The organism is Sphingomonas sp. Leaf343, assembly GCF_001423765.1.
Classification (GTDB): Bacteria; Pseudomonadota; Alphaproteobacteria; order Sphingomonadales; family Sphingomonadaceae; genus Sphingomonas.
On the sequence record NZ_LMPG01000013.1, the window covers coordinates 281,486 to 305,678 of the forward strand.

The window sequence follows — 24,193 nt, forward strand, 5'->3', positions numbered from 1 at the left end:
AGCGGGGCATCATGACGATCGTGATAGCGCGGCGAGGTCATGTCCGCGCGAGTATGATCGATTTTTGCCAGCCGTCCGCCCCGGTCCGATAGCGACGACGTCACGGTCCGGCCCATGCGCGCACCGGTCACACCTGCCCGGCGGCACGTCGCGATCGTCTCGCCGCCGACGGCGGGTCACCTCAACCCGTTGCAGGTGCTGGGCGGCGAGCTGATCGCGCTCGGCCACCGGGTGACGTTCGTGCATGGCGGCGATGTGGCCGCGCATATCGCCGACGACCGGATCGGCTTCGCGCCGCTCCCGACATCGATCGCCCTCGCCGCCTATCTGAAGCGGCTGGCCGATCCGACCGGTCCGGCGGGCTTGATGCGGATGATCCGCGCCACCGCCGGCCTGACCCGCCTGCTGCTGGACGAGGCGCCGGCGGTGCTGGAGCGGATCGGCGCCGACGCGGTGATCGCCGATGCCGCGGAACCGGCGGGTCCGCTGATCGCCGCACGGCTCGGCATCCCGCATGTCATCAGCGTGACCGGCCTGCCGCTGCTGCGCGAAACCGCCGTTCCGCCGCCTTTCGTCGGCTGGCGTTACCGGACCGACCCGTGGGGCCGCCATCGCAATTGGGCGGGGTACACGATATCCGACCTGCTGCTCCGCCCGATCACGCAGGTGCTGGAGGAAAGGCGGCGCGCGTGGAGACTCGCGGAAACGGACGAACGCGACACCCTTCAGATCGCGCAATGCCCGCGCAGTCTGGATTATCCGCGCACCGCGCTGCCCCCCGGTTTCCGGTATGGCGGCCCCTGGCGGGCAGAGGATGACGAAGAAGTCGTGCTGCCCGACGATGGCCGGCCGCTGGTCTTCTGCTCGCTCGGCACGTTGCAGGGGTCGCGCCGGGCGGTGTTCGCGAAGATCGCCGATGCCTGTGCGCGGATCGGCGCGCGCGCGGTGATCGCGCATGGCGGCGGCCTGTCGGCGGAGGAGGAAGCGACGCTGCCGGGCGATCCGCTGGTGCGCGCCTTCTGGCCGCAACGGGCGGTCCTGCGCCACAGTGCGGCGGCGGTGCTGCACGGCGGCTTCAATTCGGTGCTCGATGCGCTGGCCGCCGGCGTGCCGATGATCGTGCTGCCGATCGCGTTCGAACAGCCCGGCACCGCCGCGCGCGTCGCGCATCTCGGCGCGGGGCGCATCGTCTCTCCGACACGGGCGTCGGCCAGGGACATCGCCACCGCGCTGGCCGACGTGATCGGATCGCCGCACTACCGCGCCGCGGCGCGGCGCCTGTCCGGGGAGATCGCGACGGCCGGCGGTGCCCCGGCTGCTGCCGCCGCCGTCAGCGCCGGGTTCATCCTGCGCGCGTAAGACGGGGCAGCCGCCACCACGGCGTCTGCGGCTTCAGATGATGTTCGTGGTGATAGGCCCCGAAATGGAAACAGGTCACCAGCGACGCCAGCGGCGACAGCGAATTGCTGCGGGCGTTGTGCGTGTCGGCGAACGGCGTGTCGTCGTGGCGGTGCGGCAGATAGGTGCCGAACACGAACAGTTGCGCCAGCGCCAGCAGCGCCGGCACCGCCCAGAAGGCGACGATGTTGATGAGCGATGCGCCCAACAGCATATAGGCGACAGCCGCCACGGTGATCCTCAGGATCTGGCCGTGCGTGTAATAGCCGCGAAAGAAGTGCACGAACCACGGCAACGCCTGTCGCGGAGCGCCCGCATGGAAATCGGGGTCGTCGGCCGTACCCGGCGCGGCGTGATGCGCGTGATGCTTGGGATAGAGCGCACCGTAGGACAGCCCCGCATACGCCGCGAGGCACAGCGTCCCGACCACTGTGTTCCAGCCCCGCCGGCCGGGCGCGAACGAACCGTGCATGCAGTCGTGCGCGACGATGAACAGCCCGGTGCTCAGCCACGCCTGCACGACGATCAGCACCAGCGCGACCGGCGCGGTCGTCCAGCGCCATTCCCACAGGAAGATGCCGCCGATGTGGATCGCCAGCCACGCGCCCCCGATCGCCGCGGCGAGCAGGATGCTGGTGCGCCCGTCTGACCCCTTGCCCGTCACCGCTCCACGCGCTCCGACAGCTTCCGCTTCAGCTTCGCCGGGTCCGGCGCGAACAGAAACCCGAAGCTGACGCCGCCGTCCTTGCCCTTGACCGCGTGGTGCAAGCGATGCGCCTGCAACAGCCGCTTGGAATAGCCGCGACGCGGGACCCAGCGCATGCCGAAACGCTGGTGGACCATCATGTCGTGCACGAACGCATAGATGCCGCCGTAAATGGTGATGCCCAGCGCCGCCCACCACAACGGCTCCCACCACATGCCCGCCACGAACAAGCCGACGACGATGACCGCGAAGGTAACGGCGTAGAGGTCGTTCTTCTCGAACGCGCCCTCGTGCGGCTCGTGATGCGACCGGTGCCAGCCCCAGCCCCAGCCGTGCATCACGTATTTGTGCGTCGCCCAGGCGAAACACTCCATGAAGACCACCATGCCGACCACCAGCGCCAGCTTCTCAAACCACGTCATCGCCTACTCCAGACCCGGTCGCTGTACGCCGCCGGCCGCGCCCCGCCAACCGCAACCCGGCGGCCGGACCTGTGATCGGGGTTACCGCATCCCCGAATATAGGTCGCTGCGCCGCTGCCCGCACCCGGACGATATAAGCCCCCGCGACGATCGCCGGCGGCGCGATGGCGATCCCCGCCAGCACGTCGACGCCGTAATGCCCGCCGAACACCGGCGTGGCGACGATCGTCACCCCCGCCCACACCGGCGCGACGATCCGCCAGACCGGCACGTCCCGTTGTGCCCGGGCGAGGATGATCGGCAACGTGGCATGAAAACTGGGAAAGGTGACGATCCCCATCAACTGCGTCAGGTCCAGCGTCCGCCACGATCCGTCGCGCAGGCCGACAATCATCGCCCGCTCCATCCACGCGACCGATGGCCAGAGCCGACGATACCCGGCCGGGTCGAAGACGTTGCCCATGGCGGGCATCGCGCCGGAGATCAGGATGGTTGCGAACCCGCCGACGATCGCCGCCGCCACCGCGATCCGCAGCGCGTCGAACCGGCCGACCGCACTCAGCACGACGATACAGACGATCATCTGCACCGTCAGGCTGTGATAGGCCACACCGCCCACCCACAACGCGACCGGATGACCGTCGAGCGCGTCGAACACCGCCGGCCATTCGAAGCCGAGCCGGACATCCGCCGCCGCCAGTCGCCCGTCCCATAACGGCCCGGCGCGTGCGGCGAGGGCATAGGACAGGACGACGCCGATGATCGTGAACGACGTCATCAGCAGGAACGCCGTCGCCCCCGCCGCCAGCCGCGGCCGCCCGCGCGTTCGCCCCAGAACCGCACCCGCCCATAGCAGGCCGATCGCCGCGGCCGGCACGATCGCGCGCGCGGCATCGATGCGGAACCCGAGTCCGCGACACGCGATCAGGCACGCCCCGGCCATCGCGACGATCAGCCACCAGGATGCGGTATCCGCCGTCTCGTTCGCATGTCTCACGGGCGCTCAACGCCGCACGTTGCGACCGGTGCCGATGACGCAGCGGCGGGCACTTCGGTCGGACGACCCATTCCATCAAACTGCATCTCTCGCCGATCGATAGACATAACGCGCTGTCCTACAACGATTATCGCTGTCATGCCCGGGATCGGGAGGTGGATCATGACGAATCTCGACGCACCGATGCTGATGGCGCTGGCCGCACTGGTCAGCAGCGTTTCCGGCCTGATCTGGGCGATCCGTCGCAAGGCGTGACGCCGTCGACCCGAACGGCTCGCCAGCGGTTGCGCGATCGGACGGCGGGCGGCATCGTCGGAACGCACACGCGAAAGGATTATCATGGTGGTGGACCGTCGACGCTGGATAGGGCTGCTCACGCTGTCGGGCCTGACCATCCTGACCGGCCGGGCGATCGCCGCCGGCCGGGCGAACCCGCGCAAGCAGATCGTCCACCACGTCTTCTTCTGGCTGAAGGACCCCGCCGACGCGCCCCGGCTGATCGCCGGGCTGAAGACGTTGCGTGACATCCCCGAAATCCGCGAACTGCGCATCGGCGTGCCTGCCGCGACGGAGAAGCGTTCCGTGGTCGACAGCAGCTACGACGTGTCCGAACTGATGATCTTCGACACGGTTCAGGATCAGGGCCGGTATCAGGAACATCCCATCCACAAGCGCTTCGTGGCGGAATGCGGGGACCTGTGGGACCGCGTCGTCGTCTATGACAGCGTCGACGTCTGACCGTCGTGCCCAAAGACCCGACGTCCGCAGACTATGAACATGGCCGCCGCGACGGCCTGCGCCTCGCCTTGGCGATCATGGCGGCGGAGGAGGCGAAATGGGCCGCCCTGGTCGGCGAAAGCCCGTCGTGGCGCACCAACGCCACGCGGGAGGTGCGGCGCAAGATGATGGACGTGGCGCAAAAGCGCGTCCGGACCGTGCTCAACCGGATGACCCCCGCCGGGGAAGACGAGGCGATGAGCACCGAACTGGCGTCGGCGCTCGACCGGATCGGCCTCTGATCCCCCCGTGTGGACCCCAGGCGCCAGCGTGGCGGTTTGCACAGGCTCGCCGCCGCCCCATCTTGATAGCATGAGCGAGGAACTGATCCGGCTGGGGCTGGTCGACGAAGAGGATATCGTGCTGGACGAGGCGGCGCTGACGCTGGCGCTGCTCGATCATCCGGATACCGATCTGGAACCCTATCGCGACCTGCTGGCCGACATCGCGGTCCGGCTGGACGCGGTCGGTGGCGATGCGGCGACGGCGGAAGACCGGGCGGCGGCGCTCGCCTCCGTCCTGGCCGGCGAGTTCGGCTTCATCGGCGATCAGGACAGCTATGACGATCCCGACAATGCCGACCTGATCCGGGTGATCGATCGCCGGCGCGGCCTGCCGGTCAGCCTGTCGATCCTCCATGTCGCTGCGGCGCGGCGCGTTGGCTGGCGGGCCGATCTGCTCGATCTGCCCGGCCATGTGCTGGTGCTGATCGCGGGCGACGGCGCGCCGGGCGATGACGCGCCGGTGATCGTCGATCCCTTTCATGGCGGCGCGCGCGTCGGGGCGGAACAGCTTGCGGCGTTGCTGACCGCGTTCGGCAACGGGCGCGCGTCGGGCGCGCCGACCGTCGGCACGATGCCCAACCGGGCCGTCCTGATCCGCCTGCTCCTGAACCAGGCGACCCGCGCCGAACGTGGCGGCAAGGGGCGCCGTGCGCTTCATCTCTATCGCCGCATGACGCTGATGGCCCCGGCCTATGGTCATGCGTGGTGGGAACAGGCGCGGCTGGAACTGGTCGACGGCGACGTACCCGCCGCCCGCCGCAGCCTGAGCGCGATGCTGGAGATCACGCGCGAGCCGGAGCTACGACAACGCATCTCCGATACGTTGCAGTCGCTGCCCGCGGCCTGAACGGTTGCGTCGCCGCTTGTCCGGGCGCGCCCGCCGCGACATAGCGCGCCTTCCCTGATGCTGCCGGATTGCCACCGATGACGACGATGCGAGCCGCCGGAATCGATTTCGGGACGACGAACAGCGTCGCCGCCCTTGCCGATCGCGCCGGCGACCCCCGACTGGTGACACTGGACGGCCCCGACGGCGAAGTCTTCCGCTCGGCCCTGTGTTTCTGGCACGACGAGGATGTCCGCGGCGGCATCGCGGTGGAGGCCGGGCCGGCGGCGATCCGCGAATATCTGGAGTATCCGGGCGACAGCCGCTTCCTCCAGTCGTTCAAGTCGGTCGCCGCCAGCGCCTCGTTCGACACCGCGCCGGTGTTCGAAAAGCGATATCGGTTCGAGGAGCTGGGCCGCCTGTTCCTCCAGCGCTTCGCCGCGCAGGCGGGCGGCGCGCTCGACCGGCTCGACCGGGTCGTCGTCGGCCGGCCCGTCCGCTACGCTGGGTCGCGCCCCGACGAGGGACTGGCGCGCCAGCGTTACGACGGCATGTTCGACGGGTTCGCGGGCGAGGTCCACTATGTCTACGAACCGCTGGCGGCGGCGTTCGGCCATGCCGCCCGCCTGACCGAGCCGGCGACGCTGCTGGTCGCCGATTTCGGCGGCGGCACCAGCGATTTCTCCATCGTCAGCGTCGCGGAACCGGGGGCGGCGCGACGCTGCATCCCGCTCGGCCATGCCGGCATCGGCATCGCTGGCGACCGGCTGGACCAGCGCATCGTCGATCGACTGGTGCTGCCCCTGCTCGGCAAGGGTGGCAGCTATCGGTCGTTCGACAAGATACTGGAGATACCCGGCGGCTATTTCGCGGACTTCGCCGACTGGTCGAAGCTCGCGCTGATGCGCAACCGCAGGACGCTGGCCGAACTCGACCGGCTGCGGCGCAGCGCGGTCGATCCGGACGCGATCGGCCGCATGATCGCCCTGATCGAGGGCGAACTCGGCTTCCCGCTCTACGACGCGGTCGGCCGGCTGAAGCGCACCTTGTCGACGGCGGACCACGCGACCTTCCGCTTCGCCGGCGCGGACATCGTGATCGAGCGCGACGTCGCGCGTGCCGAGTTCGAGGGGTGGATCGCCGACGACATCGCCCGCATCGCCGCGACCGTCGATCAGGCGCTGGCGAATGCGGGCGTGACCGAACGGCAGATCGACCGCGTCTTCCTGACCGGCGGCACGTCGCTGGTCCCCGCCGTGCGCCAGGTGTTCGAGGCGCGGTTCGGCGCCGGACGCATCATGTCGGGCGGCGAGCTGACCTCGATCGCTTATGGTCTGGCGCTGATCGCGCAGGCGGACGACGTCTCTCCCTGGACCGCCTGACCGCCCGTCGCATCCCGCTGGACTCTTGCGCGGGCGGGGGTAGCGTCTGCGCGACGGGCGGGGATGCGACACGATGAGGCTGACGGTTCGACTGGCGCTGCTGGCCCTCGCGCTCGCCCCCCTCGCGGCGGCCGGCGACAGCGCGCCGCAGGTGGTGCTCGCGACGCCGGGGATCGGCGGCGGCTCGATCGAGCGGTTCACGATCCGGTTCAGCCAGCCGATGGTCGCGCTCGGCGATCCACGGGCCGCGGGGCCGCTGGTGGTGGAATGCGCGGTGGGCGGCGAGGGACGCTGGGTCGACCAGCAGACCTATGTCTGGGAGTTTGCGAGCCCCCTGCCCGGCGGCACCGAATGTCAGGCGAAGACGCGTGACGGCCTGAAAAGCGCGAGCGGCTATGCGCTGGCCGACCAGCAGAGCTTCCGGATCGACGCGGGCGGGCCGGTGGCGCGCGCGGTGCTGCCGGGTCAGGGCCGCGACATCGAGGAGGATCAGGTGTTCCTCGTCGCGGCGAACATGGCCGCGACACCCGCCTCGGTCGCCGCCAATGCGTATTGCGCCGTCGACGGGATCGGCGAACGGATCGCGGTCGACGTGCTGCCCGCCAGCCTCGCGGGCGAATTGCTGGCGAAGATGGGCACCGCCCAGTGGGAGGTGCGCAGCTTCCTCGAAAGCGCGGGCCTGCCGGTCACGATCCCCGCCGCCGCGCCGGATCGCCAGCGGATGCTGTCGACCGTCACCGCGCTGAAATGCCGCCGGCCGCTGCCACCCGGTCGCGACGTGGCTTTGGTCTGGGGCGCGAACATCGCCGGCGCGGGCGGCAAGCTGGCGGGCGCGGACCAGCGTTTCGACTATACCGTGCGCCAGCCTTTTACTGCACGGTTCGAATGTTCGCGCGTCAATCCGCAGGCGGGGTGCAGCCCGGTCGAGAAGGCGTATGTCCGCTTCACCGCGCCCGTGCCGATGAGCCAGGCGGCGACGATCCGCATCCGGACGCCGGACGGCAAGACGATCGCGCCGACCTTCGACGACGACGATCGCAAGAGGGCGATGACATCGGACGTGACCTTCGCCAGCCCGCTGCCGTTCGGCACCACGGGCACGCTGCTCCTGCCCGCCGGGATCAGGGACGAGAGCGGGCGTATTCTGGCGAACGCCGAGCGCTTCCCGCTCGACCTGCGGTTCGACGTCGCGCCGCCGCTCGTGAAGTTCGCCGCGGGCTTCGGCATTCTGGAGGCGAAGCAGGGTGGCGTGCTGCCAGTGACGGTCCGCAACGTCGAGCCGGCATTGCAGGGCCGGAGGCTGGCCGTGAGCGGCCAGACGATCCGCGTCGACGGCTCGGACGGCGACGTCGCCAGATGGCTGCGCACCGTCGACACCGCCGACGACACCGATATTCAGGAGGTCGAGCGCGGCGGCGAGACGATCCGCGTCAACCACACCGGCGAAAAGCCGATCCTGACCGCCGGCTCGGGTGCGGCGATGACCGTCGCGCTGCCGGGCAAGGGCAAGGATTTCGAGGTCGTCGGCATCCCCCTCGCCAAACCCGGCTTCTACGTCGTCGAACTCGCCAGCCCGGTGCTGGGCCGCGCGCTGCTCGGGCGCGACGTGCCGCGTTACGTCGCCAGCGCGGCGCTGGTCACCGACATGGCGGTGCATTTCAAATGGGGTCGCGAGCGCAGTCTGGCGTGGGTGACGCAATTGTCGGACGGCAAGCCCGCCGCCAATGCGGAGGTGCGCGTCACCGACAGTTGCACGGGCAGGCTGCTGGCGCGCGGCGTGACCGATCGCAGCGGCGGGCTGTACGTACCCGCCGGCCTGCCCGAGCCGGAAACCTATAGTGACTGTTCCAGCGAGACCGGATCGCACGCGCTGATGGTGTCGGCGCGCCGCGACGGCGATTTCAGCTTCACCCTGACCGAATGGGGCGAGGGCATCCGCCCCTACGACTTCGACCTGCCCTATGGCTATTCGGCGCGTGGCGAGATGGTCCACACCGTGTTCGACCGTGCGCTCGTCCGGCAGGGCGAGACGGTGCATATGAAGCACATCCTGCGGCGTCCGAACGGCAGCGGCTTCGCGCTGGCCCCCGGCGTCACCGGCACGCTGAAGCTGACGCATCGCGGGTCGGACACGCAGTTCGAACTGCCGCTCCGGATCGACGCGAACGGCATCGGCGAGAACCAGTGGACCACGCCACAGGGCGCGCCGATGGGCGATTACGACCTGTCGATCGAGGCGGCGGGGCGATCGATCGCGATCGACCAGTCGTTCCGCGTCGACGAATACAAGCTGCCGACGATGCGCGCGACGATGACCGGGCCAAAGACGGCGGCGATCCGTCCCGCCAGCCTGCCGCTCGACCTGTTCGTCGGCTATCTGTCGGGCGGCGGCGCGTCCAATCTGGGTGTCGACCTGCGCGTCGGCTGGTTCGCGCACAGCGCCACGCCCGACGGGTATGACGGCTACACCTTTGGCGGGCGTGCGGTGACCGAGGGCGTCAAGGCGCTCGACGGCGACGGCGAGGAGGAGCGGACCGAGCTGCCGCCGACGCAGACGCTGCCCGCGATGCTGGGCGGCGACGGCACCGCGCGGCAGACGATCGAGGTGCCGCAGTCGCTCGACGGCAATGCCGACATGCAGGTCGAGATGGACTACCGCGATGCGAACGGAGAGACGCTGACCGCGTCGCGCACGATCCCGATCTTCGCGTCGGGCGTGCAGCTCGGCGTGAAGACCGACGGCTGGCTGATGAAGAAAGACGATCTGCGCCTGCGCTTCGTCGCGCTCGATACCGGCGGAAAGCCGATCAAGGGCCAGAAGATTTCGGTCGCGCTGTACAGCCGACAGGTGCTGACCGCGCGGCGGCGGCTGATCGGCGGGTTCTACGCCTATGACAACCAGATGCGCACGACGAAGATCGACGCGGATTGTACCGCCACGACGGATGCGCAGGGACTGGCCCAGTGCAAGGTCGATCCGGGCGTCTCGGGCGAAATCTACGCCGTCGCGACGACGGTCGACGGCGACGGGCGAACGGCGCGCGCGGTGCGCAGCGTGTGGCTGGCGGGCGACGAGGACTGGTGGTTCGGCGGCGACAATGGCGACCGTATGGACCTCGTCCCCGAACAACAATCCTACGCCTCCGGGGAAACCGCACGGTTCCAGGTGCGGATGCCCTTCCGCGAGGCGACCGCGCTGGTGACGGTGGAGCGCGAGGGCGTGCTGTCCAGCTTCGTCACGCATTTGTCGGGCTCCGATCCCGTGGTGTCGGTGCCGATGACGGGGGCCTATGCGCCCGACGTGTTCGTGTCGGTGATGGTCGTGCGCGGTCGGACGACCAGCGGGTTCTGGAGCTGGCTGCACGGCATCGCCCGTACGCTGGGGCTGTCGGACACGCCCGACGACGCGCCGGAGCCGACCGCCCTGGTCGATCTCGCCAAGCCCGCCTACCGCATCGGCATCGCCAGGGTGAAGGTCGGGTGGGAAGCGCACCGGTTGCAGGTCGCCGTCAAGGCGGATCGCGACCGCTACGCCCCGCGCGACACCGCGCAGGTGGCGATCCGCGTCCGCACGCCGGACGGTCAGCCGGCGCGCACCGCCGATGTCGCGTTCGTCGCGGTCGATCAGGCGCTGTTGCAGCTTGCGCCGAACGATAGCTGGGACGTGCTCACCGCCCAAATGGGCGAGCGGCCGCTGTCGGTGCTGACCGCGACCGCGCAGATGCAGGTCGTCGGCAAGCGGCATTACGGGCGCAAGGCGGTGGAGGCGGGCGGCGGTGGCGGCGGCGATATGTCGGGGCTGAACCGCGAGAACTTCCAGCCCGTGCTGCTGTGGCGCGGGCGCGTGGCGCTGGATGCGCGCGGGCAGGCACGCGTTGCCGTGCCGCTCTCCGACGCGCTGTCGTCTTTCAAACTGGTGGCGATCGCGACGGACGGCGCGCAGCTGTTCGGCACCGGCAGCGCGGATATCCGTACCGCGCAGGACCTGTCGATCTATGCCGGCCTGCCGCCGCTGGTGCGGACCGGCGACCTCTATGCCGCCGCCTTCACGCTGCGCAACGGATCGGCGAAGCCGATGACGGTGACGGCGAACGTCGACATCTTCCCGCGCGTGGCGCAGGGCAAGCCGCTGACCGTGACGATCCCGGCGGGCGGTGCCGCTCCGGTCGCGTGGAACCTGACCGCGCCGGACGGTGTCGCGTCGCTGCGCTGGCAGGTGCGGGCACGCACAACGGATGGCCGCGCGACGGATCGGATCACGGTGACGCAGGACGTGGTGCCCGCGGTGCCGGTCGAAATCTGGGCGGCGACGCTGGCGCGCGTCGGTGCGGATTCGATGATCCCGATCGGGCCGCCCGCGGGCGCGCTGCCGGGGCGGGGCAGCGTCGACATCCGCCTCGACGACAGCCTCGTGCCCTCGCTGAAGGGCGTGCGCGATTACATGAGCGGGTATCCGTACAACTGCTTCGAACAGCGGCTGTCGCGGATCGTCGTGCTGGGGGATGCGGCGGGCTGGGCGCGGCTGGCGGGCGATATCCCGACCTATCAGGCACCCGACGGCCTGCTGCGCTACTTCCCCGGCGACACGATGAACGGGTCGGAGGCGCTGACGGCATACGTGCTGTCGATCACCGGCGAGGCGGGGCTGGCGCTGCCCGAAGCGGCGAAGACGCGGATGGTCGAGGCGATGAAGGCGGTGCTCGACGGCCGGTTGCGGCGCGAGGATTATGGCGACGTGCGCTTGCAACGCGTGGCGGCGCTCGCCGCGCTGGCGCGGGTCGGGGCGGCGACGCCGGCGATGCTCGGCCAGATCGGGATGCCGCCCGCCGACATGCCGACCGCGACGCTGGCCGATTATCTCGCGGCACTCGACCGCATCCCCGGCCTCGCCAACGGCCCGGCGCTGAAGGCGGAGGGCGAGCGCGTGCTGCGGACGCGGCTGGTCTACGAGGGTACGCGGCTCGACCTGTCGGATCAGTCGTCGCAGTCGTGGTGGCTGATGTCGTCGGGCGACGAGGCGACGATCAAGGCGACGCTGGTGACGCTCGGCCGCCCCGGCTGGCAGGACGATGCGCCTCGGATGATGGTCGGCACCGCGCTGCGCCAGACGCGCGGACATTGGGATACGACGACGGCGAACGCGTGGGGCACGATCGCGGCGCGCAAGTTCGGCGGGCTCTATCCGGCGGAGGCGGTGACGGGCACGACGACGCTGGCGTACGGCACGCGCCGGATCGCGAAGGGATGGCCGCTGGCGGGCGACCAGCGCAGCGCGTCCTTCCCGCTGCTGGCCGCACCGACGCCGCTCCGGATGGCGCAGGCCGGCGGTGCGGGGCCATGGGCGACGGTATCGGTGTCCGCCGCCGTCCCGCTCAGGACCTCGCTTTCCGCCGGCTATCGCATGACGCGGCAGGTGACGCCGGTGCAGGCACGCAACCCCGGCCGGCTGACGCGTGGCGACGTGCTGAAGGTGACGATCACGGTCGACGCCACCGCGGAGCGCAACTGGGTCGTCGTCAGCGACCCGATCCCGGCGGGCGCGACGATCGTCGGCGATCTCGGCGGGCAATCGGCGATGTTGCAGGCGAGCGGCGACGGAGAGGGCGTCCAGCCGTCGTACGTCGAACGCGGCCGCGACGCATGGCGCGGCTATTTCGCGTGGGTCCCGCGCGGACGGTTCGTGGTCGCCTACACCGTGCGCCTGAACGGCGCGGGCCGCTTCGGCCTGCCACCCAGCCGCGTGGAGGCGATGTACTCCCCCGCGATCCGCGCGGCGGTGCCGAACGCGCCGGTCGTGGTGGGGATGCGGTGACGGTGCCGCGTCATGCCGGGCGCGTGAACGACGTCATGCGGCACGCGGGGCGGAAGGCACCAGTCCGGCATCGGCTGTGACCGGCGGGCGTGGCTCTGTGCGGCACCGGGTGGGAACACGCGAAGTCTTGCGGCGGCGATGGCGCTGGATCGCCGCGCTGGTCGCCTTCGCGCTCCTTGCCGTCCTCGACTACCCCACCCGTCCGCCGCCCATCCCCGATTACATGCAGGCCCGCGCCGCCTATCGCCCGTCGGAGGCGTGGCTCTACGACCGCCACGGCGTGCTGATCGACAGCGCGCGGGTGGATTTCGCGACGCGGCGGCTCGCGTGGACGCCGCTCGACCGGATCGCTCCGGCCGTGCTGCGGACGATCGTCGCGGCGGAGGATCACCGCTTCGCCTCACACGGCGGCATCGACTGGCTGGCGCTGGCGGGATCGCTGCGGCGGCGGCTCGCGGGACAGTCCGCGCGCGGGGCTTCCACCCTCTCGATGCAGGTCGCGGGCTTCCTCGCTCCCGATCTGGCCCGCCCCGGCGCACGCGGCTGGCGCGACAAGCTGCGGCAGATGCGCGCCGCACGGGCGCTGGAGGCGCGCTGGACCAAGGACCAGATCCTGGAGGCGTACCTGAACCTCGCGCCGTTCCGTGGCGAGGCGCAGGGGATCGGCGCGGCGGCGATGGGGTTCTTCGGCAAGACCCCCGCCGCGCTCGCCCGCGACGATGCGGTGCTGCTCGCCGCCCTGCTCCCCGATCCGCAGGCGAGCGCCGACCGGCTGGCCCGTCGCGCCTGCCGGCTTGCCCATGCGGGCGACTGTACCCCGTTCGAGGCGCAGGCGGCGTCGATGCTCGGCCCAGCGCGCAGTCTGGCGCTCGATCCCGGTCTGGCACCACATCTGTCCGACCGGCTGCTGACCAGACCCGGCCTGCGCGTCGCGACGACGCTGGATGCCGGGTTGCAACGGCTGGCGATCGGCGCGCTCCGGCGGCAGTTGCAGGGGCTGGGCGGGACCCGCGCCCGCGACGGCGCGGTGGTCGTCATCGACAACCGGAGCGGCGACGTACTCGCCTATGTCGGCGGTATCGGCGGCGCGTCGACGGCGGCATCGGTGGACGGCGCGAACAGCTATCGTCAGGCGGGATCGACGCTGAAGCCGTTCCTGTACGCACAGGCGATCGAGCGCGGATACCTGACCGCCGCATCGATCCTCGACGATTCGCCGGTGCAGCTCGACACCGCGTCCGGGTTGTACGTGCCCCAGAACTACGATCACGGTTTCAAGGGGCCGGTATCGGCGCGCAGCGCGCTGGCGGGGTCGCTCAACGTGCCGGCGGTGCGGACGCTGTTGCTGGTCGGCGTCGATCCGTTTCGCGACCGGTTATGGGATACCGGGTATCGCGGCCTGACCGAGGACGGGCAATATTACGGCTTCTCGCTGGCGCTGGGTTCGGCGGAGGTCACGCTGCTGGAACAGGCGGACGCGTATCGAAGCCTCGCGAACGGCGGGCGCTGGTCGCCGCTCAGGGTGCTGATGCGTGCGCCCCCGATCGCGGCGCGGCCGGTGACGACGCCCGCGGCGGCGTGGATCGTCGCCGACATGATGGCCGATCCCAACGCCCGCGCGGCGACGTTCGGCCTCGACTCGGCGTTGCGCCTGCCCTTCTGGGCGGCGGTGAAGACCGGCACGTCGAAAGCGATGCGCGACAACTGGTGCGTCGGCTTTTCCGATCGCTTCACCGTCGCCGTCTGGGTCGGCAATCTGGAGGGCGATCCGATGCGCGCCGTCTCCGGCACCAGCGGCGCGGCGCCGGTATGGCGCGACCTGATGCTGGCGCTGCATGCCCGCACCCCCGGCCGCGCGCCGCCGCCGCCCGCCGGGGTCGAGGCGCGCGGGATCGCCTTCGCCGACCGGATCGAGCAGCCGCGCCGCGAGTATTTCCTCCGCGGCACCGGCCAGACGCTGATCGCCGCCGCCCCCGCCGCGGCGCGACGGCCGCGCATCGCCAATCCGGTCGCCGGCACCGTCTACGCGATCGATCCCGATATCCCGCCCGATCGCCAGCGGTTCGCGGTGTCCGTCACCGGCAGCGCCGCCGCGTATCGCCTGATGCTCGACGACCGCGATCTCGGGCCGGCGGGCGCGCGGCCGCAGGTGATGCCCGCACCGGGGCCGCACCGGCTGCGCCTGATCGACGTCGACGGCCGCGTCGTGGATCAGGCGCGCTTCACGATCCGCTGAGCATCGCGCCCTCGTAGATCGCCCGGTAACGCGCCAGCACCATCGACTGGTCGTAATCGCGCCGCACCCGTCGGCGCAGGTTCGCCCCCAGCCGCTCGCGCAATGCGGGATCGGCGAGCAGCTCGCCGATCGCCGCCGCCGTCGCCTCCGCATCGACCAGCGGCGTGACGAGGCCGCCCGGCGCGTCCTCCCCCGCCGGCCCCTCCAGCAATTCGCGGCAACTGCCCACGTCCGGCGCGACCGAGGGGATGCCGCACGCCCCCGCCTCCAGGATCACCAGCGGTTGCGCCTCCGACAGGCTGGTCAGCACGACGACGTCGATCACCGGCAGCCAGTCGTCGACCCGTACCCGCCCCTCGAAATGCACGACGCCGCCCAGCTTCAGCGCATCGACCAGCGCGCGGCATTCCTCGAAATACTCGCCGTCCTCGTCGGTCGGCCCCAGAATTCGGAACTGCGCCTGCGGATGATCCAGATGGACGATGCCGGCGGCGCGGATGAAGGTCTGCACGTCCTTGATCGGCACGACGCGCCCGATCAGTGCGATCGTCGGCCGGTCCGGATCGCGCTTCGCCGCCACCATGTCGAACCGCGCCACGTCGATGCCGTTGGGGATCGATCGCACCCGTTCCGGCGCTGCGCCCAGCCGCCGCTGCACCTGATTGTTCGCCGCGTACAGCGCGACGATCGGGTCGCAGCGGTCGTAACAGGCGCGCGCATAATTCTCGAATGCACGCCGCCACAGGTCGCGAATGCCCGGCACCGCGCCGTCCAGCGTCAGCATCGCCTCCTCGTGCTGGCCGATCCAGTCCGCCATCATGATCTCGATCTGTCGTTCCAGCAGATAGATGCCGTGTTCGGTGATGACGCTCGGCCGGCCGCGCTCGATCGAGGCCCGTGCCGCGATCAGCCCGGCGAACCCGGTCGAGATCGTGTGATAGCTGTGCGCGCGCGGCAACGGCGCGAGCAACGCCGCCAGCAATCCGCCCAGCAACGTCCGCACCGCCCAGAAGATCAGGTGGAACGACGCCTCCGGCAGGTCGCGTGCCGCATAGTCGGTGATCGCCCGGAACGTCGTCGGGTGCGACAGCACCTCGCTCGCCGTCCAGGCGGGGCGCGCGCGGGACAGGACGGCGACCAGCTCGATCAGCGGTTCCTCGCCGCCATCGACCAGGAACCGGATCAGCAACGCCGCGATCGCCTCGATCTCGGACCGGCTGCGCGGCCGCGCCGCGATGCCGATCTCGGGGGCCAGCGAGACTTCGGTCACGAACAGGACGTTGGGCGGCGGTTGCAACCGCCACGGCATCTCCCGCCCGTCCGCCTTGATCGCGACCACCGCGAACGAGATATCCGGCAGCCCGACGATCAGGTCCTGCACCCAGTTCGCGACGCCGCCCACGACGAAGGGATAGGCTCCCTCGACGATCAGGCAGACATCGGCATCGACGTTCGCGTCCGGCATCAGGCGGGTATGGCGCCCCGCCACCACGCCGCCATCGCGTGCAGCGGATCGTCCTCGCGCAGCGCCATCGCATCGGGTGCCCGGCACCGCCGCGCCAGTCCGGCCAGATCGCGCTGTCGGTACAGCCGGTCGATCGCCGCGCCCAGCGGCAGCGTGTCGGGATCGCCGCCGTCCGGCTCCATCCGCTGGAGCAGGGCCAGCATCGCCTCGTGCCGCGGATCGTGCCCGGGATCGTACCGCACATCGCGCCGGGGATCGTGCCGCGGATCACCGGGGCGCAGCCGCGTCAGGATATCCCTCAGCAGACCCGCCGCCTCCGCGCGCAACCTGGCACGCCGGGCGGGCGACAACAGCCGGTCATGCTCGCCGTGATCCGCCAGCATCGTCGCCAGCGCGATCCGGTCGTCCAGCCGGCCATGCGCCATGATCGCCCGTTCCAGCCGCTGCCGCCGGTCGATCAGCAACTGCCCCGCGCGCGTCGACGCGGAGGCGGCGAGCGCGCGGATCGTCTGGTCGCGATCGGTCAGGCCCATCGCCACGATCGCCGACAGCCGCGGTTGATAGGACAGCACCGCCGCCTCAATCGCAGCCTGTCGGTCGCCGATCCGGCCGTGCCGGAACACGGGCGCCATCGGCCCGATCAGCGCGGCGTCGGGCAGCCGCGTCAGCGTCGCCGCGACCGGCTCCACCGCCTCCCCGCCAATATCGCCGTCGGGCGCGGGCAGGTGCAGGCGCAGCGGCACCCGGCCGAACAGCGGTTGCAGCGCGCGGCCGATCAGCAGGCCGACCGGCCCCGCCGTCGCGGCGATCCACAGCATCGTCCCGCCCGGCTGCCGCCAGTCCGCCAGCGTCCGCACCTGAAACAGCGTCGCCGCCGTCAGCACCGCGTGCCCCGGCCCGAACAGCCGGTATCCCCACGCCCCCGCGAGCGAACAGCCGAGCAGCCAGGCGAGGTCGAGCACCGCCAGGCAGATCAGCCGCATCGCCGCGGGACCCTTCACGCGACCAGATCCGACCCGACGACGCGCAGCCGCGTCTGCTGGCCCGCGCGGCGCAGCCCCTCGTCCGCCAGCAACGGCCCCAGCCGCCCGGCGACCGCGAGCAGATCGATCATCCCGCGCTGCGTGAAGCGTTCGATCGGCAGGTTGTGGAACACCAGCACGCTGGCGAGCGGCGCATCGTCCGTGCCCACCGCCAGCGCGACCACGCCGACGCCGTCCAGCACCGGCGCATCGATCGGCAACGGCGTCTCGCTGGTCGCCACCCGCGCCACCAGCGACGGCGACAGCGTCGTCACGTCGAGCGTCGCGCCGCTCCCGCGCAGGAAGCGGTGCCAGACGCCGTCCTGCTCCATATAGACGGAGAAATCGTCGCTGCCGGCATCCAGCTCGACCAGCCGCGCGATCGTTCGCAGCCGCGCGGCGGGATGCGGGTGGATCAGGCCGGGGACGGCGGCGATCGCCTCCGCCACGCCGCGCTCCTCGGTCGCGATCCGCACGCGCAGCGTCCGGTTGGTGGATACCAGGGTCTGGTGCGCCTCCGTCAGCGCCGCGGTATTGCGCGCCAGCATCGCCGCACGCCGATCCAGCAGCGCGATGCGCCGCATCCGGGCCGAGCTGACCTCCCCGATCAAGGCCGCCGCCGCCATCCACAGCATCGGCCCGATCGACAGCGCCACCAGGCGGTCGAACGGATCCTCCCCGATCGCCAGCGTCGGATGCGGGGCCGTGATCCACAGCCCTGTCGCGACCGCCGCCGCCGCCAGCCCCGGCCCGGCTCCATAGACCAGCGCCATCGCCAGCACCGGCAGCCAGAACGGATGCGGCTGCACCGTCCGGAACATGTCCGCGCCGATCCAGCGATCGAGCAGCAGCAGCGCCCCGAACGCCAGCGCCATCTCCCCGGCGATGCGGATGTTACGAGGTAAGGTCATGGTCGTCCCAAACTGCGCGAGACGGAGCCCCGCGCGAATATCTGCGTCCCCGGCAGGTTCGGCTGCTGGATCGATGTCACCCCGCCGCCCAGATCGAACCGCCAGGCATCGCCGATCGCGCCGCCCGCCGTGACGGTGGCGGTCGGCCCGTCGCTGCCATAGCGATCGACCGTCCAGCCGCCCGCCGCCGCCAGCCGGATCGCCCCGACGTCGCGCGCGACCAGCAACTGGCCGGTATGATTCTCCCGGTCAAAATAGGCGAGCGCCGGAAGTCCTCCCGGTCGCCGCACCTGACGCCCGACATATTCCGCATCCAGCCGGTACAGCAACAGGATATCGGGGGAGCCCCGGTGCAGGATCAGGTCCAGTCCCGCCGACAGCGTCGTGCTGTCGACCAGCCGCGCCTCGTTCGCCAATCCATAGCGGTTCAGGCCGAGATCGATCCGCGCCTGAAGGGCCGGGGCCAGCCGCCACGTGAAGCCGCCGCCGATCCGGCTGGCATGGCCGCCGAACAGCGCCTGCTCCGCGGTCTGGAACTCCGGCGCGCGATAGGCGAAGACCAGCCGCGCCTCCCCTTCGGCATAGCCGTGGAACAGCCGCCCGCGGAATGCGACGCGCGGGTCGGACAGGTCGACCAGCATCGCCGCCTCCACCCGCACCGGCCGCGCGCCGACGATGCTGCCGCCCGCCTCGATCACCGTCGCGTCCGCCCTGCCCGACCGCATGATGCCATCCCGCCCGACCAGCGCGTCGGCGCGGGTATGCACCTGCCGCACCGCGACGGCGGCCATGAACGCGGGCGACATCGCCACACCGAGCCGCGCGGTGCCGTCGAGTTGCGAAAATCCCGATCCGTTGCGATAACTTGCGCCGATCAAAGCCTCTCCGCCCGCATCCCGGATCGTGCGCCGCGCGGTGCGATCGTCGGCGTCGAGCGCGCGGTACCCCGCCGCCGCCCGCCCCGAAGCCCCGCGCGCGGCATCGCCATCCGCCAGCGCGCGGCGGACGCGGGGATCGCCCGGATAGCGCGTCGCCAGCGCCGCCACGCGGCGGTGCGCGCGGCCCGGATACCCCGCCGCCGCATCCGCCGCCGCCGCCGCCAGCGCATAGGGCACCGGATCGTCGGCGATCGCGGGCACGTCCGCCGACGCATCGTCCGCCGCGATCGTCACCACCAGCGTGTCGCCCCGCGGCATCGCGGTCAGCGCCCGGCCGGGGGCGGCGCGCAGCACCAGACTGTCGTCGTTCCACTCGAACCGCGACAGGCCGCTGCCCAGCCGGCTCTGGAATCCGGCGATGCTGGCCTCGTCCAGCGGCGTGTCGAACCGCACGACGATCTCGTCCGCATCGGCGCCATCGCCCGGCTCCACCACCAGTTTGACCTTGCCGCGCCAGCGCAGCGTCGCGGCCCCGCCCGTCGGCGCATCGCCGCCGGTCACCGCCATGTCCCGGGTCAGCGCGTCGATATCGACCGACAGGGTCGGCACCGTCGTCGCCACGAGCACCAGTGCGGACAGAACCGGCGCGATCATCGCGCGAACAATGCCTGCGCCGCCGCCGGTCGCCCGGATGCGATCAACAGATTCGCTTCCTCCGCGATCAGGGTCCGGTCGCCCCGGTCACGGGCGCGCAGCCGGCGGATCATCGCCAGCGCCTCGCCCGACCGGCCGGTCCGCCGCAGCATCGCCGCCCGCTCGCGCGTATCGCCCTCGCCCGCGGCATAGGCGCGGCGCACCCACGGCAATGCCCGCGTCTCGCCGCCCGTCTTCGCCTCGATCGCGGCCATCAGCATCAGCGCGGCCGCATCGTCCGGTGTCACCGAAAGGTGCGCCGTCACCGCCGCGCGCGCGGTCGCCACGTCGCCGCCGTTCCACGCCGTCCACGCGACATCCATCCGGTCGCCCGCGCCGGCACCCCCGATCGCCAGCCGCTTACGCGCGAACGCCAGACGGATCGCCGGATCGCCCTTCGCCGGCCATGCCGCCCCGGCCGCCCGCCACTGGTCGGCGGTCAGCGTCCGTCCGTCGAGCAGCACGCGGGCGGCGCGGTTCGCCGCCGCCGCATCGCGCGTCGTCGCCGCCAGCGCGATCCGCGCCAGCAGCATCTCGGTCCGGTCGCCCAGCGGATGCGCCTCCAGCGTTCTCAGCGCCGCCACCGGCCGATCGCGATCCGCATAGGCCGCCAGCCAGCGCAGACGCATCGCAGCGTCGCCGCCATCCGCCCGCCGCCTGATCCACGCCAGCGATCCGGCATCGGGGCGCGGCCCCATCAGGTACAACAGGCGACGGGTCGTGCCCGCGTCGATCGGCGCATCCTTCGCCGCGATCCGCAACGTCGCGATGGCATCGTCGCGAAACCCCAGCGTCAGCAGCCGTTCCGCCACCGTCGCCGCGGACTCCGGCCGCCGCCCCGCCCGCTCGATCAGCAGCGCCCTCAGCGCCGCCGGATCGCCCGCCAGCAATTGCTCGCGCGCCTGATCCGCCGCCGGACCCGGCAGCGCCGCCGCCGCGCGCAGCGCCGCCCCGCGGTCGCCCGATGCCTGCGCCACGTGGAACGCCAGCCAAGGATCGACCCGTCGCCAGTCCGCGCCCGCCACCGTATCCAGCCGCGCGACCAGATCGGGCCGCGTCTTCACCCGCGCCGCCAGATCGCGCGCCAGCGCGGTGTCGGGACGCGGGATCGCGTGATGCTCCGCCGCCAGGATGACCCCCTCCGGCCAGTCGAGCGCATAGGCGGCGCGGACCAGTTCGCCCGGCGCGACCCCTGCCGGCTTCGTCACCGCCGCCGCCAGCAGCGCCCGCGCGCCCGCGACATCCCCCGTCTGCCGCAGCAGCGCGAACCGCCGCGGCCACAGCGCCACCGCATCCGCCCCCGGCGCTGCACCCGCCGCCAGCGCCAGTGCGACGGCCGGACGGCCCTTCGCGGCAAGATCGTCGATCACCGCCGCCCGGGTCGGCGGCGATGTCCGCGCCGCCAGCCGCGCCAGCAGCGCCTCCAGCGTCGGCGCGTCCGCATCCGCCAGCGACAGCCGCATCAGCCGTTGCAGCGCGTCGGTCGACAGCACCGGCTGCGCGGCCAGCCTGACCCGTGCCGCCTCCCCCGCTCCCGCCTGTTCGTCCAGCCACGCCAACCGCTCCGCCTCCGGCCCGGTCGCGATCTTCAGCGTGCCCAGCCGTTCCAGCGCCGCCCGTTCGGCGCGCTCGTCACCCGCCGCCTGCGCCAGCGCGCGCCACGCGCGGACGTCCGCCGCCCCGCCGTTCGCCGCCCGCGCGCGCACCGCCGCCAGCCGGTCGGCGTCGCGCCCCGTCGCGACGAATGCCCGCTCCAGCAGCGCCGCGACCGTCGTGTCGCCCGGATAGGCGGCCGCCACCGGCGTCAGATAGGTCAGCGCGTCACCGGCCTTCCCCGCCTCGATCAGCGACCGCGCGACGAGGATCGCGGTGCCCGCATCCGCCGGCCGCACCGTTCCCGCGATCCGCGCCACGCCGCTGCGATCGTGCGCGCGCATCGCCGCCGCCAGTTGCTCGTCCGAGCGCGGCGACAGCAGCAGCGACGCACCGCCCAGCGCCACCGCTCCACCACCGACACTCAAGGCCAGCGCGATCCGCTGCCCGCGTCTCACCGGCCCGGCTCCGGCACGATATGGTCGAGCGCGAGTACGGAGACATAGGGCACGAACCCCGCCGCGCGCTCCCGCGCATACAGCGCCGCCACGCCCTTCGAATCGGCGGGGTCCCAGTAATCCAGCGTCATCAGCGCGAGCGCCGGGTTCTTCGCCCGCGCCGCGCGCAGGCGGGTCGCCTGCCAGTCCCAGTCGCTGTCGACCAGCCGGTCGTAACGCTTCGTGGCGAAGTTCCAGCGGGACGCCATCGCCTCGCCCAGCACGCCGTCGACATCGGCCGCAGCGCCGGGCAGCAGGGCATAGCCGCGGTTCATCACGATCGTAATAGAAGGAAATCGTTGCCGGATTGCTGCGACCAGCGATGCGGCGGCGGCGATCATGCCGGCATTCCCGGCCGGATCGGCACGTTCCATCGCCTCCGCATTGTCCAGCGTGTCGATGAAGATGCCGTCATAGCCCTTCGCCAGGATCGCCGGGACGATCCGGTCCACCACCTCCGCCCGCCAGCGCGCATGGCGCAGGTCGGCATAGCGCGCCTCCGGCCAGTGCGGGTTGCGCTGGCGCAGCGCCCCCGCCTTCACCAGCGCCGGGAACACCGCCCGGCTCTCCGCCACCTCGCCCAGACTGATATAGCCCAGCACCGTCGCACCCGGACCGCGCAGCGGCGCGACGGCCCGCGCGTGATCCGGCTCCAGGATCAGCACGTCATGGGATCGCGCAGCGATGGGCCGCGTCGCCGGACCGTAATCGACGGCCCAGCGCCAGTCGTTGCCGCTTGGCAAGCGGCGACGCACGACGTAGTTCGCGGACGCGCCCGCACCGCGCGCGGCGAACCCCGTCGCCGCCAGCATCGCCAGCATCAGGCGGCGCGTCACGCCCATCGCCGCCGTTCCCCCATGATCGACGGATTGTTGCCCACGAACAGCAGGTACGTCAGGTCGCCGATCGCCTGCGCCACCAGCGTCAGCCCCGCGACCGCCGCGATCGCCGCGCCCGCCATATAGCCCCAGCCGAGGCCGGCGAACCCCGCCGACAGATGCGCCAGCGTGCCGATCGCGCTGAACACCGCGAACAACGCCCACACCACCAGCACCCGGCCGAACAGGTCGCAATAGGAGAGGATGATCGTGGCGAAGAGCGCGATAAGGTGGAATACGGTCCCGACCACGGTGAAGCGGAACGCGAAGATGCCGCGCGGGTCCATCCCGATCGCGTGCGCGATCGCCGGTGCCAGCACCCACAGCAGCACCGCGATCGTCCCCTGCGCCACGATCAGCAGCCGCAGGTTCTCGACCACGACGCGCGCCAGCCGCCGCCGCTCCCCGTCGATGCCGCCGATCGTCCCCGCCCCGGCGCAGGCCGCCATCACCGCCATGAACTGCCGGTCGAACCGCGTCTCCATCACGACCAGCAACAGCGTCAGTCCGGGCACCAGCGCCAGCAGCCCCAGAAAGCTGGCGGGGTCGTAGATCGGATGATGCCGCAACATCCCCAGCGATGCGACGCTGTCGGCGGACAATCCCCACAGCATCCACTTGTCGATCCAGATCGCCACCGCCGCCGCGATTCCGCCGGCGGCGATGTGCGCGTGCCGGCGGAACAGACCCCGCCAGTCCGCCGGCCAGCTCGGGATACCGGCGAAACTGACGCGGATCGCCCGGATCAGGCAGAGATCGGTCACCAGCAGCCCGGTGATCGTCAGCATCAACAGGCCGCGCAACCCTGCCGCGTCGATCGGCCACGCCGCCAGCGCCGCCGCCGCCGCGCCCACGGCATAGCCCGTCAGGATTGCCCGGTGCGCGTGGATCGCGGTCAGGAACAGGTTCGCCACCCAGATCTGCGCCAGCAGCGCCAGGATCGCGACGCTCAGCAACTGGTCGACCGGTGCCAGCCCGGCCAGTGCATAGATGACCGTCCCCGCGGGCAGCGCCACCAGCGTCACCGTCATCAGCGACGCCGCCAGCATCCCCGGCGCATCCCCCGACCGGCGTGCATAGAGCAGGTCGGACAGCGCCCGCGTCGTCACCGCGACGACCGGTCCCGCGATCAACGCGGACACGCTGAACGCATAGATCAGGATCGTCTGGAGCGCCCCGGCGGCGTCGGCACCGGCATTGCCGCGCGACCATTGCTCCAGCGCCATGATCGTGCCGGCGGCGAGCAGCCAGGGGCCGGAGCTGATCGTCGCCCCGTGCACGGCCGCCGCCGCCGCCCCGCCGATCCCGCCGGTGCGCGCCATATGCGCCAGTCTGAAGCCGATGCCGGCCACCCGTCTACCCCCGCCTTCCCGGTCGCTGCGACGATGGCCTTCGCGGCCCTCGTCGCAGCACGTC

17 protein-coding genes are annotated in these 24,193 nt (G+C 71.6%); 7 read left to right on the forward strand and 10 right to left on the reverse strand.

Translation table 11 applies throughout. The features are described from left to right. Positions 1–114: 114 nt before the first annotated feature. The gene (locus ASG07_RS12490) at positions 115–1,359 is read left to right on the forward strand and encodes a glycosyltransferase (RefSeq protein WP_055846872.1); all 1,245 of its coding nucleotides are present in this window, start codon (positions 115–117) and stop codon (positions 1,357–1,359) included. Here ASG07_RS12490 and ASG07_RS12495 read toward each other — a convergent pair. Genes ASG07_RS12495 through ASG07_RS12505 form a run of 3 tightly spaced genes read right to left on the reverse strand, consistent with a single transcriptional unit; the run spans position 1,343 to position 3,523 of the window. After that, positions 1,343–2,062 (reverse strand): fatty acid desaturase, encoded by a 720-nt coding sequence (locus ASG07_RS12495; RefSeq protein WP_055846875.1) that lies wholly within the window; start codon positions 2,060–2,062, stop codon positions 1,343–1,345. The genes ASG07_RS12490 and ASG07_RS12495 overlap by 17 nt on opposite strands. Then, the gene (locus ASG07_RS12500) at positions 2,059–2,526 is read right to left on the reverse strand and encodes a sterol desaturase family protein (RefSeq protein WP_055846877.1); all 468 of its coding nucleotides are present in this window, start codon (positions 2,524–2,526) and stop codon (positions 2,059–2,061) included. Before ASG07_RS12500 ends, ASG07_RS12495 begins: the two co-directional genes overlap by 4 nt. Then, positions 2,513–3,523 (reverse strand): phosphatase PAP2 family protein, encoded by a 1,011-nt coding sequence (locus ASG07_RS12505; protein WP_055846880.1) that lies wholly within the window; start codon positions 3,521–3,523, stop codon positions 2,513–2,515. The genes ASG07_RS12500 and ASG07_RS12505 overlap by 14 nt, the downstream gene beginning before the upstream one ends. A gap of 339 nt (positions 3,524–3,862) precedes the next feature. On the opposite strand from ASG07_RS12505, the gene ASG07_RS12510 reads away from it, so the two are divergent. The 6 genes from ASG07_RS12510 to pbpC all read left to right on the forward strand — a co-directional run bounded on the left by ASG07_RS12510 (position 3,863) and on the right by pbpC (position 14,840). Further along, complete coding sequence (locus ASG07_RS12510; protein WP_082474778.1) at positions 3,863–4,261, forward strand: Dabb family protein; 399 nt, start codon at positions 3,863–3,865, stop codon at positions 4,259–4,261. Positions 4,262–4,266: 5 nt separating this feature from the next. After that, on the forward strand, positions 4,267–4,542 hold the full coding sequence (locus tag ASG07_RS12515; protein WP_236694667.1) for a hypothetical protein: 276 nt from the start codon (positions 4,267–4,269) through the stop codon (positions 4,540–4,542). A gap of 70 nt (positions 4,543–4,612) precedes the next feature. Further along, complete coding sequence (locus tag ASG07_RS12520) at positions 4,613–5,431, forward strand: transglutaminase-like domain-containing protein (RefSeq protein ID WP_055846884.1); 819 nt, start codon at positions 4,613–4,615, stop codon at positions 5,429–5,431. Between the two features lie 77 nt (positions 5,432–5,508). After that, a complete protein-coding gene (locus ASG07_RS12525) occupies positions 5,509–6,792 on the forward strand; it encodes an Hsp70 family protein (RefSeq protein WP_055846886.1) in 1,284 nt (427 codons plus the stop codon). A gap of 73 nt (positions 6,793–6,865) precedes the next feature. Next, positions 6,866–12,604 carry an alpha-2-macroglobulin family protein gene (locus ASG07_RS12530; RefSeq protein WP_055846890.1) on the forward strand — a complete coding sequence of 1,913 codons (5,739 nt, stop codon included), beginning with the start codon at positions 6,866–6,868 and terminating at the stop codon, positions 12,602–12,604. Positions 12,605–12,731: 127 nt separating this feature from the next. Then, a complete protein-coding gene (gene pbpC, locus ASG07_RS12535; RefSeq protein WP_055847184.1) occupies positions 12,732–14,840 on the forward strand; it encodes a penicillin-binding protein 1C in 2,109 nt (702 codons plus the stop codon). Here pbpC and pelF read toward each other — a convergent pair. Genes pelF through pelG form a run of 7 tightly spaced genes read right to left on the reverse strand, consistent with a single transcriptional unit; the run spans position 14,827 to position 24,129 of the window. Further along, entirely contained in the window at positions 14,827–16,305 is a 1,479-nt protein-coding gene (gene pelF, locus ASG07_RS12540) for a GT4 family glycosyltransferase PelF (RefSeq protein WP_156361849.1), read from the reverse strand. The genes pbpC and pelF overlap by 14 nt on opposite strands. After that, entirely contained in the window at positions 16,305–17,306 is a 1,002-nt protein-coding gene (locus ASG07_RS12545; protein ID WP_055846894.1) for a hypothetical protein, read from the reverse strand. Before ASG07_RS12545 ends, pelF begins: the two co-directional genes overlap by 1 nt. Beyond that, positions 17,303–18,238, reverse strand: a complete 936-nt coding sequence (locus ASG07_RS12550) for a hypothetical protein (protein ID WP_156361850.1) — start codon at positions 18,236–18,238, stop codon at positions 17,303–17,305. The genes ASG07_RS12545 and ASG07_RS12550 overlap by 4 nt, the downstream gene beginning before the upstream one ends. Beyond that, positions 18,235–19,770 carry a hypothetical protein gene (locus ASG07_RS12555; protein ID WP_055846898.1) on the reverse strand — a complete coding sequence of 512 codons (1,536 nt, stop codon included), beginning with the start codon at positions 19,768–19,770 and terminating at the stop codon, positions 18,235–18,237. The genes ASG07_RS12550 and ASG07_RS12555 overlap by 4 nt, the downstream gene beginning before the upstream one ends. Further along, positions 19,767–21,860, reverse strand: coding sequence for a hypothetical protein (locus ASG07_RS18030; protein WP_156361851.1), 2,094 nt, complete (start codon positions 21,858–21,860; stop codon positions 19,767–19,769). Before ASG07_RS18030 ends, ASG07_RS12555 begins: the two co-directional genes overlap by 4 nt. After that, positions 21,857–22,741, reverse strand: coding sequence for an endo alpha-1,4 polygalactosaminidase (locus ASG07_RS12565; protein WP_055846904.1), 885 nt, complete (start codon positions 22,739–22,741; stop codon positions 21,857–21,859). Before ASG07_RS12565 ends, ASG07_RS18030 begins: the two co-directional genes overlap by 4 nt. Then, positions 22,732–24,129 (reverse strand): exopolysaccharide Pel transporter PelG, encoded by a 1,398-nt coding sequence (gene pelG, locus ASG07_RS12570; RefSeq protein WP_055846908.1) that lies wholly within the window; start codon positions 24,127–24,129, stop codon positions 22,732–22,734. Before pelG ends, ASG07_RS12565 begins: the two co-directional genes overlap by 10 nt. Positions 24,130–24,193: the final 64 nt, after the last annotated feature.

Bases quoted from the DNA above. Each gene is read 5' to 3' on its own strand.
- ASG07_RS12490 (WP_055846872.1), top strand. From the start codon at position 115: ATGCGCGCACCGGTCACACCTGCCCGGCGGCACGTCGCGATCGTCTCG.
- ASG07_RS12500 (WP_055846877.1), bottom strand. From the start codon at position 2,526: ATGACGTGGTTTGAGAAGCTGGCGCTGGTGGTCGGCATGGTGGTCTTC.
- ASG07_RS12510 (WP_082474778.1), top strand. From the start codon at position 3,863: ATGGTGGTGGACCGTCGACGCTGGATAGGGCTGCTCACGCTGTCGGGC.
- ASG07_RS12520 (WP_055846884.1), top strand. From the start codon at position 4,613: ATGAGCGAGGAACTGATCCGGCTGGGGCTGGTCGACGAAGAGGATATC.
- ASG07_RS12525 (WP_055846886.1), top strand. From the start codon at position 5,509: ATGACGACGATGCGAGCCGCCGGAATCGATTTCGGGACGACGAACAGC.
- ASG07_RS12530 (WP_055846890.1), top strand. From the start codon at position 6,866: ATGAGGCTGACGGTTCGACTGGCGCTGCTGGCCCTCGCGCTCGCCCCC.
- pelF (WP_156361849.1), bottom strand. From the start codon at position 16,305: ATGCCGGACGCGAACGTCGATGCCGATGTCTGCCTGATCGTCGAGGGA.
- ASG07_RS12550 (WP_156361850.1), bottom strand. From the start codon at position 18,238: ATGACCTTACCTCGTAACATCCGCATCGCCGGGGAGATGGCGCTGGCG.
- ASG07_RS12555 (WP_055846898.1), bottom strand. From the start codon at position 19,770: ATGATCGCGCCGGTTCTGTCCGCACTGGTGCTCGTGGCGACGACGGTG.
- ASG07_RS12565 (WP_055846904.1), bottom strand. From the start codon at position 22,741: ATGGGCGTGACGCGCCGCCTGATGCTGGCGATGCTGGCGGCGACGGGG.